This window comes from Candidatus Limnocylindrales bacterium (assembly GCA_035626395.1).
Lineage (GTDB): Bacteria > Desulfobacterota > Binatia > UBA1149 > CAITLU01 > DASPNH01.
Genome location: DASPNR010000031.1, coordinates 454,718 through 468,079 on the forward strand (window position 1 = coordinate 454,718; position 13,362 = coordinate 468,079).

The 13,362-nt window shown below is 68.4% G+C and carries 11 protein-coding genes; 5 read left to right on the forward strand and 6 right to left on the reverse strand.

Annotation, left to right across the window (positions count from 1 at the left end):
- The first annotated feature begins 11 nt into the window (after positions 1–11).
- The 4 genes from VEC57_13510 to VEC57_13525 all read left to right on the forward strand — a co-directional run bounded on the left by VEC57_13510 (position 12) and on the right by VEC57_13525 (position 5,228).
- Complete coding sequence (locus VEC57_13510; GenBank protein HYC00146.1) at positions 12–443, forward strand: NUDIX hydrolase; 432 nt, start codon at positions 12–14, stop codon at positions 441–443.
- 138 nt (positions 444–581) lie between these two features.
- Positions 582–1,829: a hypothetical protein gene (locus VEC57_13515; GenBank protein ID HYC00147.1), complete on the forward strand. Its 1,248-nt coding sequence runs from the start codon at positions 582–584 to the stop codon at positions 1,827–1,829.
- Positions 1,811–3,706, forward strand: a complete 1,896-nt coding sequence (locus VEC57_13520) for a rhomboid family intramembrane serine protease (GenBank protein ID HYC00148.1) — start codon at positions 1,811–1,813, stop codon at positions 3,704–3,706. Before VEC57_13515 ends, VEC57_13520 begins: the two co-directional genes overlap by 19 nt.
- Before the next feature lie 91 nt (positions 3,707–3,797).
- Complete coding sequence (locus VEC57_13525; GenBank protein HYC00149.1) at positions 3,798–5,228, forward strand: wax ester/triacylglycerol synthase family O-acyltransferase; 1,431 nt, start codon at positions 3,798–3,800, stop codon at positions 5,226–5,228.
- A gap of 81 nt (positions 5,229–5,309) precedes the next feature.
- Here VEC57_13525 and VEC57_13530 read toward each other — a convergent pair whose 3' ends face one another.
- Together VEC57_13530 and VEC57_13535 are read right to left on the reverse strand one after the other, a co-directional pair.
- Complete coding sequence (locus tag VEC57_13530) at positions 5,310–6,287, reverse strand: alkaline phosphatase D family protein (GenBank protein ID HYC00150.1); 978 nt, start codon at positions 6,285–6,287, stop codon at positions 5,310–5,312.
- Between the two features lie 147 nt (positions 6,288–6,434).
- Positions 6,435–7,157: a YebC/PmpR family DNA-binding transcriptional regulator gene (locus VEC57_13535; GenBank protein HYC00151.1), complete on the reverse strand. Its 723-nt coding sequence runs from the start codon at positions 7,155–7,157 to the stop codon at positions 6,435–6,437.
- Between the two features lie 140 nt (positions 7,158–7,297).
- Here VEC57_13535 and VEC57_13540 point away from each other — a divergent pair, with 140 nt between their 5' ends.
- Positions 7,298–7,729, forward strand: a complete 432-nt coding sequence (locus tag VEC57_13540) for a hypothetical protein (GenBank protein HYC00152.1) — start codon at positions 7,298–7,300, stop codon at positions 7,727–7,729.
- A gap of 111 nt (positions 7,730–7,840) precedes the next feature.
- Here VEC57_13540 and VEC57_13545 read toward each other — a convergent pair whose 3' ends face one another.
- The 4 genes from VEC57_13545 to VEC57_13560 all read right to left on the reverse strand — a co-directional run bounded on the left by VEC57_13545 (position 7,841) and on the right by VEC57_13560 (position 13,357).
- Positions 7,841–11,890 carry a S8 family serine peptidase gene (locus VEC57_13545; protein HYC00153.1) on the reverse strand — a complete coding sequence of 1,350 codons (4,050 nt, stop codon included), beginning with the start codon at positions 11,888–11,890 and terminating at the stop codon, positions 7,841–7,843.
- Between the two features lie 121 nt (positions 11,891–12,011).
- Positions 12,012–12,425 (reverse strand): hypothetical protein, encoded by a 414-nt coding sequence (locus tag VEC57_13550; protein ID HYC00154.1) that lies wholly within the window; start codon positions 12,423–12,425, stop codon positions 12,012–12,014.
- Between the two features lie 25 nt (positions 12,426–12,450).
- A complete protein-coding gene (locus VEC57_13555; protein HYC00155.1) occupies positions 12,451–13,041 on the reverse strand; it encodes a TIGR00730 family Rossman fold protein in 591 nt (196 codons plus the stop codon).
- 10 nt (positions 13,042–13,051) lie between these two features.
- A complete protein-coding gene (locus VEC57_13560; GenBank protein HYC00156.1) occupies positions 13,052–13,357 on the reverse strand; it encodes an antibiotic biosynthesis monooxygenase in 306 nt (101 codons plus the stop codon).
- Between the last annotated feature and the right edge of the window lie 5 nt (positions 13,358–13,362).

Sequence of the window (13,362 nt, forward strand, 5' to 3'; positions counted from 1 at the left end):
GAAGCGCGGGCGTGGCCGTCGAGTATCCACAGGAGCCGCGCGTGGCCATCGGCGCCGTCGTCGTACACGACGGGCGCGTGCTGCTGGTCGAGCGCGGCAAGTCGCCATCCAAGGGTGCGTGGGCGGTTCCCGGCGGAAGCGTCGAGCTCGGCGAGACATTGGCTCAGGCGGTCGAGCGCGAAGTGCTCGAGGAGACGGGCGTGACGGTGCGCGCAGGCAGAGTCGTGCACGCTTTCGATGCGGTGGTGCGCGACGAACAGGGCCGCGTTCGCTTCCACTACGTCATCGTCGATCTGGAGGCTCGCTACGTCCACGGCAATCCGGTAGCGGCCGGCGACGCCAGCGATGCGCGCTGGTTCTCGATCGACGAGCTCGCGGGCGTGCGCGTACATCCGGTGACGATGGAGGTTCTGCAGCGCGCGCTCGAAGCGGCGCCTCGCTGATCGGTAGCGCAACGCACGCCAGCCGCAGCAGCGCGCTCTTTCGTGCGCGCGCTGGTTCGACACGTTCGAAATGCCCGAGTAGTCTGCGGTTACGTGGCGTTTCTGCGCTCCCACGATCTCGCCCGTGCATGCTTCCGCTTGGGGGCTTGCGTGCTCGTGCTGCTGGCGCCGGCATGCACCACCACGGCGTCACGCAAGCCACCGGGCGATGCGGTCACGACGCTGGCGCCGCGCAGCCCGGCAGAAGATCTGTTCGAGCGATCGCCGGTGCGTCTTCGCATCCGCAGCTTTGCCGCGCAGGCGTGGCGGCTGGCCGAGCCGAACTGGTCGCGCGTTCCCGAGCACGAGCGCGGGCGGGTGCAGAAGGTTTTCCTGGCCACGTTCGGCGAGGCCAACGTGGCCCCGATCGCCACTCGCCGGTTCATCGCTGCGGCGCAGGAGCCGGGTGCGCCGGCGAGCCAGGCGCTGGAGTGGTGGAAGCAGGGCGCCGCCGCCGAGATCAAATTCGCCGAGGCCACGGCCTCGCGGCCCCATCCCGAATCGCGGAAGGAGTTCCTCGAGCGCTACGCGTCGGTGCGCGAGAACGATGCGCCCGAGATTCGCATGTCGCGCATCCGCCGGCTGGCCGAGGCCACGCAGGCCGTGCAGTCGACGCTCGATCTGACGCACGCCATCGGGCACGCCGTGGCTCGCGTGATCAACGAGGTGTCGCCGCCGGCGCAGCGTCTGGACGATCGCCGCCTGGCCGAGACGATCCGCCAGGAGCGCAGCGACCGCCGCACGCTCGAGAGCTACGAGGCGGTGGTGCTGGCGGCGATGCTGCAGCGCTACAGCCAGGTCGAGCTGCAGGATCTGGATGCCTACGTCGCATTCGCCGAAAGCGAAGCCGGCCGCTGGTATCATCGCACGGCCTCGCAGGCATTGGTGGCGGCAGCCGAGGAGGCCGCGCGCGACATCGAGCGTACGCTGGCTCAGACCGAGCCGAGCGAGCCGGTGTTCGACGCCGACTCGCTGCTGCTGACGCTGCCCTCGGGGCGCCGCGTGCGCATGCTGGGCGTGGTGGGCATGCGGCTGGATGCGCTGCCGGCCATGATGTTCCGCTACGAAACGTTTCTTCCGATCGCCGATCTGGCCGCGGTCAGGCGCGAGGCGGGGGAGGTCTGGGAGCGTGTGCGCAGCGACGTCGAGGCGCTGGGAACCCGCGCGGTCGTGCTGCAGGCCACGGGCTCGGTGGCCGGCTGGGTCTTCACCAAAGCGTCCTCGCGCAGCTTTGCGTGGCGCCGCGACGGTGAAGCCGGATGGGTCCCGATCAAGAACGGCCCGGGCAGGAGCCCCAATCCCCTCGAAAGCCTTCACGACGAGACACTGTGGAGCGTACCGCCCTGACCACCACGACCACGCTCGAGCTCGCACCACTCTCGCGCACCGCACGCCTGCACGCCAACGGCCTCGGTGGAATCGTCCTGCTTTTCGTCGCGCCCGCCTTTCTGGACGCACTCGATTCGACGCTCGGTCTGGCCGTTGCCGGACCTGCGTTCCGCACGACCATTCGTCTGGCGGCCGTCGGCGTTCTCGCCGCGCTGGCGTATTCGCTGGCCAGGCGCGCTCGCCGCGCCCGCATCGTCTTCGAACAGGACCGCCTGCGGGTCGAGGGCGTCAGCCACCAGCCGCGCATCATTCCGTACCGCGACATCACGGCGGCACATGCCTACGGCAGCGGCGCAAGTCGCCGCGCCGTTCTCGGCGTGCGCACGAGCCTGCCGGTGTCGCTGCCGCAGGCCGCGTTCGCATCGGCCGGCGCGCTCGATCAGTTCCTGGCCGACCTGAGCACGCGCGTCCGCCAGTCCAGCGGCGATCGCGAGTTCGAGGCGTTCGTGCGGCGCAGCCAGCTGGGCGAGCAGACCTCGCGAGGATGGATCCCGATCACCACGAGCTTCATCGTTCTCTGCGTGGTGGCGCTCGCCGTGGCCATCGCTACGCGCGTGCATGCCGATCCGCTGGGGATGCTGCGGTTCGGTGCGCTCTCCAGCGCGATGGTGCGAGCGGGCGAGTACGAGCGCGTGATCAGCTACGTGTTCGTCCATTGGAATCTGACACACCTGTGGGCCAACGTCGCGCCGCTGATTGCGCTCGGCTGGACCGTCGAGCGCCTGCTCGGATGGCGCTTGTACGCGCTGATGCTGCTGTCGGTGACGCTGGTGAGCTCGATGCTGGCCATGTCGAGTGGTGGCGGCGTGCTGCGCGTGGGCGCCTCCGGGCTGGTCTGCGCCGCCTTCGGCATCCTGCTCTACCTCAACGTGCGGCGCAGCCGCGAGCTGCCGCCGCTTTCGCAGGTGCCGATGATCCTGTGGGCGATGCTGCTGCTGGTCCAGGGATTTCTGCTCATCGGCTGGATACGCGCCGGCTCTCCGTCCACCGGCATCGATCATCTCGGCCATGCGTTCGGCTGGATCGCGGGAGGCGCGGTGGCTGCGGCGGCCACCAGCCGCCGCTCGCTGTGGGAGCTGCGATCGTTGCGGACGTCGGCGCTGCGTGCAGGCCCATGGATCGCGGCGGGCGTTGCCTGCGCCGCGCTCACGACCTCGGTTCTTCGCGCGGTCGGATTCACGCGTGAGGATCGCGTGCACGCCGCCTCGGTCCTGCTGACGGCGCCCGAGACGCCGCCGGCGCTGCGCGGCGAGCTCGCACGCCAGACCATCGCCTCGCCTTTGTCGGCGCCCGAGCAGCTGCGCAAGGCGCAGCACGCCGTGCGCATGCTTCTTCGCAGCAATCCGTACGATGGGCGCCAGCTCGATCTGCTTGCGCGCGTGCAGTCGCGGCTCGGCCACGACCAGCGGGCGATCGAGACGGCACGAACCGCGCTGCTGTGGCATCCCGACAAGCCCGCCGCCGCCGAGCATCTGGCGCAGCTGATGTGGCGCAACTACGAGCGGCGCGGCGCCCTGACCCTCGGCGGCCCGGCGCCGACGCTGGAGCTGATCCGAGAGGGCGGCGCGGTTACAGCCCGGCTTTCCGCGCTCGAGGCCGCGCAGGGCCGCCGCGGCCTCGTGGCCTATATCGTCGTGCACGCCGGCAATCAGCTGGGCGGCCTGCTCGTGCTACGCATCGGCGGCGACCTGCGTCAGTCCTATGTTCTGGGCCACGTGCCGGATTGGGCGCTGCAGGAGCGCTGGACGCTGACGACGGTGGCGCGCACCGCCTTCGAGCTGGTGGACCTGCCAGCGGGCGAGCCGGACGTGGACGGATTTTCTTTCGGCAAATAGGCGGGGTCGCCGGCCAGGGCCCTTCCAGCCCGCCCCGCCACTGCGGCATACTCGCCGCTCCCGCTCTACCGTTCGGATCAGGAGGTTCGCCATGGAACAGCTCAGCGGACTGGATGCTTCGTTCCTGTACTTCGAGACATCCAACGCGCCCACGCACATCGGCTCCTTCGCGATCTACGATCAATCCACCGCGCCCGGCGGCAAGGTCACGTTCCGCGGCATCCTCAAGAACCTGCAGAGCCGCCTGCACCTGGCGCGATGCTTTCGGCAGCGCCTGGTGCACGTCCCCTTCGACCTCGACCATCCGTACTGGCTGCAGGACCCGGACTTCGATCTCGAGTTCCACGTCCGGCACATCGCGCTGCCAGCGCCGGGCGACTGGCGCCAGCTCTGCATCCAGGTCGCCCGCATTCACGCGCGCCCCCTCGATCTGTCCAAGCCGCTCTGGGAGATGTACGTCATCGAAGGCCTGGACTCTGTAGCCGGTGTGCCCAAGGGCAGCTTCGGCGTACTGACCAAGATCCATCACGCCGCCATCGACGGCGTTGCCGGCGCCGAGCTCGCGGCCGCGGTTCACGATCTGGAGCCCGATGCGAAGCCGCTGCCGCCTGCGGAGGCGTGGAAGCCCGAGCCGATCCCGAGCGCAAGCGAAATGATGCTCAAGGCGGCGACCGGCATGGTCGGCAACCCGTTCCGCGCCGCTCGAACGATCGCCCGCACCGTGCCGGGCATCGCCAGCATGCTGTGGCCTTTTGGCGGCGAGGAGGTCGAAGGTTCCGGTCCGGTGCCGCGCACGCGCTTCAATGGCGTCGTCTCGCCGCATCGCGTGGTCGAAGGACGCGAGTTCTCCCTCGAGGACATCCGCGAAATCCGCAGGCGCGTTCCCGGCGCGACCGTCAACGACGTCGTGCTGACGATCTGCTCGGGCGCCTTGCGCCGCTATCTGCAACATCACGGCGAGCTGCCGCAGGAGTCGCTGGCCGCCATCGCTCCGATCTCGGTGCGCGGCGAGTCCGAGAAGGGCGCACTCGGCAACAAGATTTCGGCCATGTCGGTGACGCTGTTCTCGGATGTCGCCGATCCGCTCGAACGCCTGGCCAAGGTGCACCGTGGCACGCGCAGCTCCAAGGCCACCGCCGAAGCCATCGGCGCGCGAACCATGACCGACATCACGCAGTTCCTGCCCGGCATGCTCGCCGGCCTGGCCGCGCGCGTCTACACCGGCCTCGGGCTCGCAAACCGCGTGCGACCGATCCTCAACACCGTCATCACCAACGTGCCGGGGCCGCAGATTCCGCTCTACTTCACCGGCGCCCGCATGGTGTCGCTCTATGGGCTCGGGCCGGTGATGGACGGCATGGGCCTGATCCATCCGGTATTCAGCTATTCGGGGCGCATCAGCATTGCGGTGACCGCATGCCGCGTCCAGATGCCCGATCCCGGCTTCTACGCGCAGTGCCTGCAGGCGTCGTTCGACGAGCTGCTTACGGCGGCGCGCGGACCGGTGCAGGCGGTGGCGTAGCGCGCGTCGTCCGCAGAGTTGGCGTGCTCGGCAAGGTCTTCAGCGACTGGTCGGCATCTTCACGACAGGCGCAATCGCCAGCTACATCTCGGCAAATGCAACGCGCTTCTCGATCCTCACCACGCCGTTTGGATCCAGCACCCGCAGCACCACCGTCGGCTCGGGCGCATCCCAGTCGATCTCGATCTCGCCAAAGTTCGCACTCGTCAAGGCCCCGCCGACACGATTGGCGTTGGCTGCCGGCCGATGAATGGGCAGCGGGCGGTTCAGGCTGCTGGTCGTCAAATCGTACAGGACGCGACCGCTGGGCAGCGTCGTCCGCGACAGCTCGGCAAGGTGGCGGTCGCCGCTGACGAAGATGGTCGGGACATCGCCTGCGTCCTCGACTTCGTCCATCAACCGATCCTGCTCGCGCGGGAAGTTGCTCCAGCTCTCCCAGCCATGCTGCTGCGCGAGCACTTGAATGCTGGAAGCGATGATTCTGACAGCTGCCGGTTTGCGAAGCTCCTCCTCCAGCCAGTCCCACTGCTCTTCGCCCAGGACGGTGGCGTCTTCGTCCTCGGTGGCTACGTACGGCCCGCGGCCGCGTACCGGCAGCACCCACGTCCGGTCGCGTGCAAGCGGGCTGCGAAACGTGCGCGTGTCCAGGAGAATGATGTGCACGGCGCGCCCGGGCGGACCGATGATGACCGAGTCGTAGACGCCGTCGCGCCCGCGCCGCTGCTCGGATGCGTCCGGATCCCAGGCGGCCAGGAATATCTCCTTCGCCTGGTGCCGCAGCGGATTGTCGGCGCCCGCGTCGTCGAGCCCGTAGTCGTGATCGTCCCAGGTCGCCAGCAGCGGCACGCTTGCCAGCAGGCTCTGCACGCCGGGCCGCGCAAGCTGGCGCCGGTAGTGCGCGGCCAGTGCGTCGACGCTGGCAGCGTCGGCGTAGACGTTGTCGCCGATGAGCAGCGCAAGATCGGGCTGCCGCGCGAACACCGCGTTCCAGAACGGCTGCGGGCGGTTCTGGTCGAGGCATGAGCCGACGAAGATGCGGCGCATCGGCCCGACGGGCATCGGCGCCCTCGGTAGCGCGGCGGCTTCCGGGAGCAGTTGTGACGCGGTCGGCGCTAGCTGCGGGGCCACCGCCCGCGAGGGAGCGCCGCAGGCCACCGCAAGCAGCAGAAAGCCGACGCCCAGGAAGCGCATCACCGCCGGCTCGGTCTATGCCAGGTTATGGAAGACCTTCTGGACGTCGTCGTCCTGCTCCAGGCTGTCGGCCAGCTTGAGCACGTCCTTGGCCTTGTCTTCGGGCAGCTCCATCGGCGTCAGCGGAATGTATTCGGACTCCGCCGACAGCGGCTTGATGCCGCGGTCTTCCAATCCCTTCTGCAGACTTCCGAAGTCCGTGAACGCGCAGCGCAGGATGAGCTGCGGCTCGCCCTTCTCGCCCGTGCCTTCGCCCATCTCCTCGAGGCCGTGCTCGATCATGTCCAGCTCGAGGTCATCCTGATCGATGCCCGTGGGGTCGAGCCGGAAGACGCCCATGCGCTTGAACTGGAAGCTGACGCTGCCGCTGGCCCCGAGGTTGCCGCCGTTCTTGGCGATGATGTTGCGCACGTTCGCGATGGTGCGCGTAGGGTTGTCGGTGGCCGCTTCGACCAGCATCGCCACTCCGTGCGGCGCGTAGCCTTCGTACAGGATCTCCTGGTAGTCGGCGACGTCCTTGCCCGCGGCGCGCTTGATGGCGGCCTCGATCTTGTCCTTGGGCATGTTGACGGCGCGCGCATTCTGCACCACGCGCCGCAGCTGCGGGTTGCTCGCGGGGTCGGGGCCGCCGGCCTTGACGGCGATGACGATCTCCTTGCCGATGCGCGTGAAGGCTTTCGCCATCCGGTCCCAACGCGCGAACATCGTGTGCTTGCGGGTCTCGAAAATTCGTCCCATGGCGCACGTCCAATGCTGATTTTTGGCGGGTTTGGCAAACTCCCCGGCCGCGGGCGGCGGCGCTGTCGCCAGTCAGGGCGGAGCGCCGACAGTGGCACGAGCGACCGCGCAGGCGACCTGGTCGCTCGTCGCGGGCAAGTGTGAAAGCTGCAGTCCCGGACTGGCATCAGGTCGGGCGGCTGAGCATCGTGCCGGTTGTGAAGATCACGCGAATCCGACCGGCGCTCGCTGCTCTGCTTCTAGCCTGCTGCGCCCTTGCCTGCGGCCCTAACGTCCACTTGCGCGAGTATAAAACCTTGCCGCGTCCGCATTACTGCAACCCGACGATGTTCGGTACCGAGGATGTCGTGCCCGCAGGCGCGTTGCTCATGGCGGAAATGGGTCTCGGTGAGACGGGCTTCTCCAAGGATTGCGACGTGGGCCGCAACAAGCAGCGTCTGCGTACCTATGCATGCAGAATCGGCGCCGATGCAGTCAAGATCGTGAAGGAGCAGTATCCCGACCTGATCAGTACCTGCTATCGCGTGCGCGCGAAGATCTACAAGCTTCCGGTTGAGCAGCCGCCGTCCTGAGGATCCACCTGCCGCCGGCGCCGCACGACTCCGCGGCAGGGCACCGTCGAGCACGGCGATCGTCACCGGCGGCAGCGGAACGGTGCGGCCGAGCAGGATGCGTCCGTACGTTCATGGTGCGACGAGCCTCGTCATCGCCGCGTCGACGGCGCGCAGGTCGCTCGCGGCCGTCATGGGAATTCCCGCCAGCTCCAGCGTGACCACCAGCGGACCCGGGGCGGCACCCGAGAGGTCCACATCCTTTGCCGCCATCATCACCGAGGACCGTCCTGCGGCGCTGCTGACAACGCGCATGCGGCGCACGCCCTCGGCGAGCGTGCCGCTGCGATCGAAGAACCTGGCGCTGGTGCCGCTGGCGCGCACTTCCTGGTCGGCCGCCTCGACCGTAGCGGTGAAGAACGGGCCGCTTTCGTCTGCGAGCGTCACCGACAGCGTCTGACCGATCAGGCCAAGCGAAGCGAGATCGATGGATGCCTGCAGCTTGACCAGGAGGCTGCCTTCGCCGGTGATCGCAGAGCGCTCGATCCTGACGCGCCGGACTGCGAAATCCGGAACCGATGCGACCTGCGCCAGCGGTCCCCGATTGCCGGCTTCATCGACCGCACGCACCGCGTAGAACCTCTCCTCCGGCATCGGAGCGAACGTCGTGCTCTCCTCGCTGCCGGAGTCTTGCGGCGCGGGCAGCGAGATCGGCGTGGCCGCGCTCGCGTTGGCGTAGGTGATGGGCGCGTCCGAGGCGAGCAGCTCGTACGACGCAGCCGTTCCGCAACGACCGTCGTCGCCCGGCGCCGTCCAGGCCAGCACGACGTTGCCCTGGTCCAGGACGAGGCTGAGATCGTCGATACGCGCCGGCCGGCGCGTGTCGGTGCCGAGCGCTCCCGTGTTGTGCTCGTCGTGGTGGAACGTCCGCCACTGGTCGTTGACGGCAGCGCAGGCGTCGCCGGCCATGTCCCAGACGAAGATGTTGCCGAGGCGCGTGCTGACGACGACTTCGAGATCGCCGTCGTCGTCGATGTCGCCGACCAGCGGAGTCGAGATCACCCACTGCCCGGTGAACTTGGGCCAGCCCGCCGGCTCCAGGCCGAGAGCGTTGAACGCATGCACCCAATAGCCGCCGCTGCTCACCAGCATCTCGGGCAGGCCACCCGGCGCACCGTCGACGTCGGCCACCGATGCGCTGGTGAAGAACTGCCAGTCCTCGACGACGCGCGGGAAGGCCGGCTTGTGCGCGGCGGTGGCCGCGTTCCAGACGGAGAAGTAGTGATCGAACGGAGTAGGGGTGCCCGAGCCGATGGCCAGCCCGGCGATGCCGTTGCCGACGGTGCCGGCCATCAGGTCCACCTGTCCGTCCAGGTCGACGTCGCTGAAGGAGGGATGGGCGACGTAGTAGTGCACCGGCGCGTCACTAGGCTTGCCGAGCCCGCCTTCGGCCGTTTCCTCGTCGCCATCGCCGCCGGCGCCGGTGCTGCCCATCGCGCCGTTCATGGTCGCGAAGACGCTGCCGTCGTGGTTGAAGACGGTGGCGTCGCCGACGAGCAGGCCCGATGCGATCTCGAGCGTGCCGTCCCCATCGATGTCGGCGGCGGCGGGGCTGGTTCCGACGCCCTCGGCCACCAGCGGCACCGCGTCCGGCGACAGCGACGGCAGCGCCACCGGCCAGCCGGGCTCGATGCTGCCGTGCTCGTCCACTGCATAGAGCCGGCCCGAGCCGCCCTGACCGGCAATGTTGGGCGTGCCGTAGGTTTCGTTGGTGCCGAACACCATCTCGATGTCGCCGTCGTCATCGATGTCGGCGACCACCGGCACCGAGATGATGTACTCGGGGCGCTTGCTGCTGACGCCGCTGCTGGAGGCAGGGTCGTAGATCGCGACGGGGAAGGGCGCGCGCCGCGTGCCGTCGCTGTTCCACACGTAGAGCTTCTGATCCCACGCGCCCGCCACCAGCTCGAGCTTGCGATCGCCGTCGAAGTCCACGAGCGCCGGCACCACCAGCACCGGCTCGCCCTTGGCATTGGGCTTCTGCACCCCGCTGTATTGATCGCGCGTGGCGCCGATGTCGGTGGAGACCGGAAAGCCGTCCTGCACGCCGCCGTCGGCGTTCCAGCAGTAGACCTTTCCGTCGTAGCTTCCCGAGCAGATCTCCTGCATGCCGTCGTCGTCGATGTCGCCGACGCTGACGCCGCCGATGAGCGAGGAGCCGACCACCGGCACCTCACCGTTGCTTTCCTCGCCGTCGTACGCGGGCGAGCAGCAGGTGGGCAAGGCAGGAAGAGGGTCGGTCGCTACGGGGAAGCCGGGCAGAACGCTGCCGTCTTCGCGAAACGCGTACACCTGGCCGTCGGCGGTGGACAGGATGATCTCGAGCTTGTTGTCGCCGTCCAGGTCCACGAGCTTCGACGAGATCGATTCCAGCGAAGCCGGCAGCGTCTGCGGCCACCCGGCATGGGCATCGGCGTCAGGCCGTCGCACCCACACCTGCATGCGATCCTCGCCCTCGTTGCCGAGGTCGTCGGTGACGCGAAGGCGCAGCGTGTAGGCGCCAGGCGTCAGCGCGGTGGTGTCCCAGTCGAAGCTGAAATTGCTGGCCATGCTCGCGGACGACAGCGCCGGGTTGCTCATCTGGTCGTCCGCCGCCAGCAGCGGCGTCCATGTCGTCGGCTGCACGCCCTGGCCGACCTCGAGCACCACATCGAACGAGTCGGTCCAGCGCGCGTTGGCGTAGAAGGCGACGGCGGCCGTGCCGTCGACGTACGTGAACCAGTCGGGCGAGTTGATGTCCGCTTCCGGCGGAATGGTGCCGGGCGCGACCATGTCCACCGCCGATTTCGCATTCATGCGGCCGTAGCCGGTGTAGCGGTCCCAGCCCTCGGCCAGATGATTGGTGTAGGGGCCGGAAGGATCGTCCGCGATGACGACGTCGTCGGCGGTGCGATCGATGATCTGGCGCACCTCCTGCGCCGAAATGTCCTGCAGCGCCAGCCCGCTCGCATCCAGCACGCTGGCCTCGATCAGCTCGCGAGCGCGCGAGAACACCAGCGCGGCCACGCCGGCCGCGTGCGGCACGGCCGAGGAGGTGCCGCTGGAGTCGCCGAAGCCGCCGCCCTGCGAGGTCGTGGGCGAGTCGCTCGGCGCCACCACGTCCAGCTTGGCGCCGTAGTTCGAGAAGTTGGCCTTGCGAAGGTACGTCGTCACCAGCTCTTCGTTGTCGGGCACCACGGCGCCGATGGCCATGACGTCGTCGAACTGCGTCTGGAAGTTGTGGTGGAAGCTGAACTCGTTGGCCGACGCCGAAACCGCCAGCACATTCTTGCGCGTGGCGTAGTCGAAGGCGGCGCGCGTGGCGCTGGAGGCGCCGGTGGCGCCGAGCGCCATCGTGATGACCGAGTGACCGTGGTCGGCCGCCCACACGGCGCCCTTGGCGGCGCCCTCGGTCTTGTGAACGAACGTGTCGTCGACGCGGACATTGGTCAGCGGACAGTCCGGGCAGATGCCGGCAATGCCGATGCCATTGTCGGTCTCCGCGCCGATGAAGCCGTTGCGGCCGGTGCCGTGGCCGAAGTCGCGGTGGTCGTATTCGTCGCCGTCGTCATCGTCGGCGTCCCAGCCCGAGATGTCGTCGATGAAGCCGTTGGAGTCGGTGTCGATGCCGTCCTCGAAGACGCGCAGATCGCTGCGCGAGAGGACGCCGGGAAGGATGGTGTCGGTGAGGCGTGAGTCGCCGGCGAAGTCCTGCACGTTGAAGACGCCATCGCCGTTGCAGTCGTGCGGATCGTCGACGGGAGGATTGCATGCGGCGCCGTCCGGCACCGGCAGCTCGCCGCGGTTGAGCCAGATCTTGTTGCGAAGGTCGACGTGGTCGTAGTTGACGCCCGAGTCCAGAATCATGACGACCGTGTCGGGCCGTCCGGTCGTGGCCGACCAGGCAAGGTCGGCCGAGATGCCGCTGGCGTGCGGGACCGGCGGAAAGTTGGCGCTGTAGCTGAGCAGGTTCCACTGGCCGGTCGGCGTGGCGCAGGAAAACCCGGCCTCCGGACACGGACCGTCGGGCTCGAACTGCGGGTCATCGGGGGGCGCCGGCGGAAAGGCCACGGCGCTCAGGCCGCTCGCGACCAGACAGACCGTAGCGAGAAAAACGAAAGCACGACGACACGTTGCCGGCATGACGGTCCCTCCGGGGAAGCATGGCGCCAGGCGGCGCGCCGATAGCCCTGCCGACGGCAGGTAAGGCCATCTAGAATGCTACTTACGGGGGCGTCAACGGGGTCGGGGGGAAAGAATCCAGCTAAAGTCCGCTATCGGACATGAGCTTCCGGAGGTTGTCACGAATCGTCGACTTCATGTCGCCGCCGAACAGTCCCATCGTCAGGTCGCTTAGCGAATGTGCTCGCAGCTGGACCTCTCCGCTGGCGGCGTCGACCGCCGTCAGCGTCGAGTCCACGCCGCCCGTTCCACCGACCCCGGCATATCGAAGGCCGCGATTGCCGTAATGGATGAAGACGTGGATGTTGACGACGAGAGTCCCTGGCTTCGCGGCTGCCGAGGCGTCCTGGAGTGCGTAGCGACCTTGCAGCCGCCCGCGCAGCAGCTGCTCTGCCAGTGCCGTGAACTCGTCGTTCCATGCCTCGGCTTTCGGCATCAGCGTCGACCACGGCATCCGGCCCGGTGGGCGACCCGCCGTGCGGGTCCTGCGGCTCATCCGGCGCAACGAGCGCGCAGCGACGTCACGTCTCGATCTTGTCGATGACCGAAGGCCCGGCCGCAGGCTCATAGGTTCGCATGAGATCCAGCAGCGCCGCCGGTTCCTCCGCGATCAGCACCGCGCGGCGGTGCTTGGCCTTGTAAAACCCCTCGCTCTGGGCGCGGTCCAGCAGGCGCAGCAGGTCCTGATAGTAACCCTCGACGTCGAGCAGCCCGCAAGGCTTGCGGTGAATGCCGAGCTGGTTCCACGTCAGGATCTCGAACCATTCCTCGAAGGTGCCGATGCCGCCGGGCATGGCGATGAAGCCGTCGCTGAGATCGGCCATCAGCGCCTTGCGCGCGTGCATCGATTCGACGACGCGGAGGTCGCTGACGCCGTAGTGCGCCAGCTCGCTGTCGGCCAGCGCCTGCGGAATGACGCCGGTGACGTGCACGCCGGCCGCGAGCGCGGCATCGGCGACGACGCCCATCAAGCCGATGTTGCCGCCGCCGTAGACGAGCGCGATGCCGCTGCGGGCCAGCTCGCGCGCCAGCGCCTCGGCGGCCTGCTTGTACTGCGGCCGCACGCCGAAGCTGGAGCCGCAAAAGACACAGACGCTGCGAAGGACGGTCATGGCGGAAGGGTCACGGCTCGAGCTCCCACGAATACCGCCGCACCGGATCGCAGACGTCGATCGAGTAGAAGCTGTAGAACTTCTCGCGCCCCAGCTCCTGCGCGCGGAGGTGCTCGGGGTGGGAGCGCCAGGCATCGTGCGCTTCCCTGGAGCTGAATTCGACGATGGAGACGCGCTCGCCATCGCCGGCGGCGAACGTCTTGATGGAGACGAAGCCGGGCATCGTGCGCGCCAGGGCCTCGATGCGCTGCGCGGTCTGCTCGTACTCGTGGACGTGCTCGGGGCGCAGCCGCGAACGGAAGATGGTCAGGATCATGATTC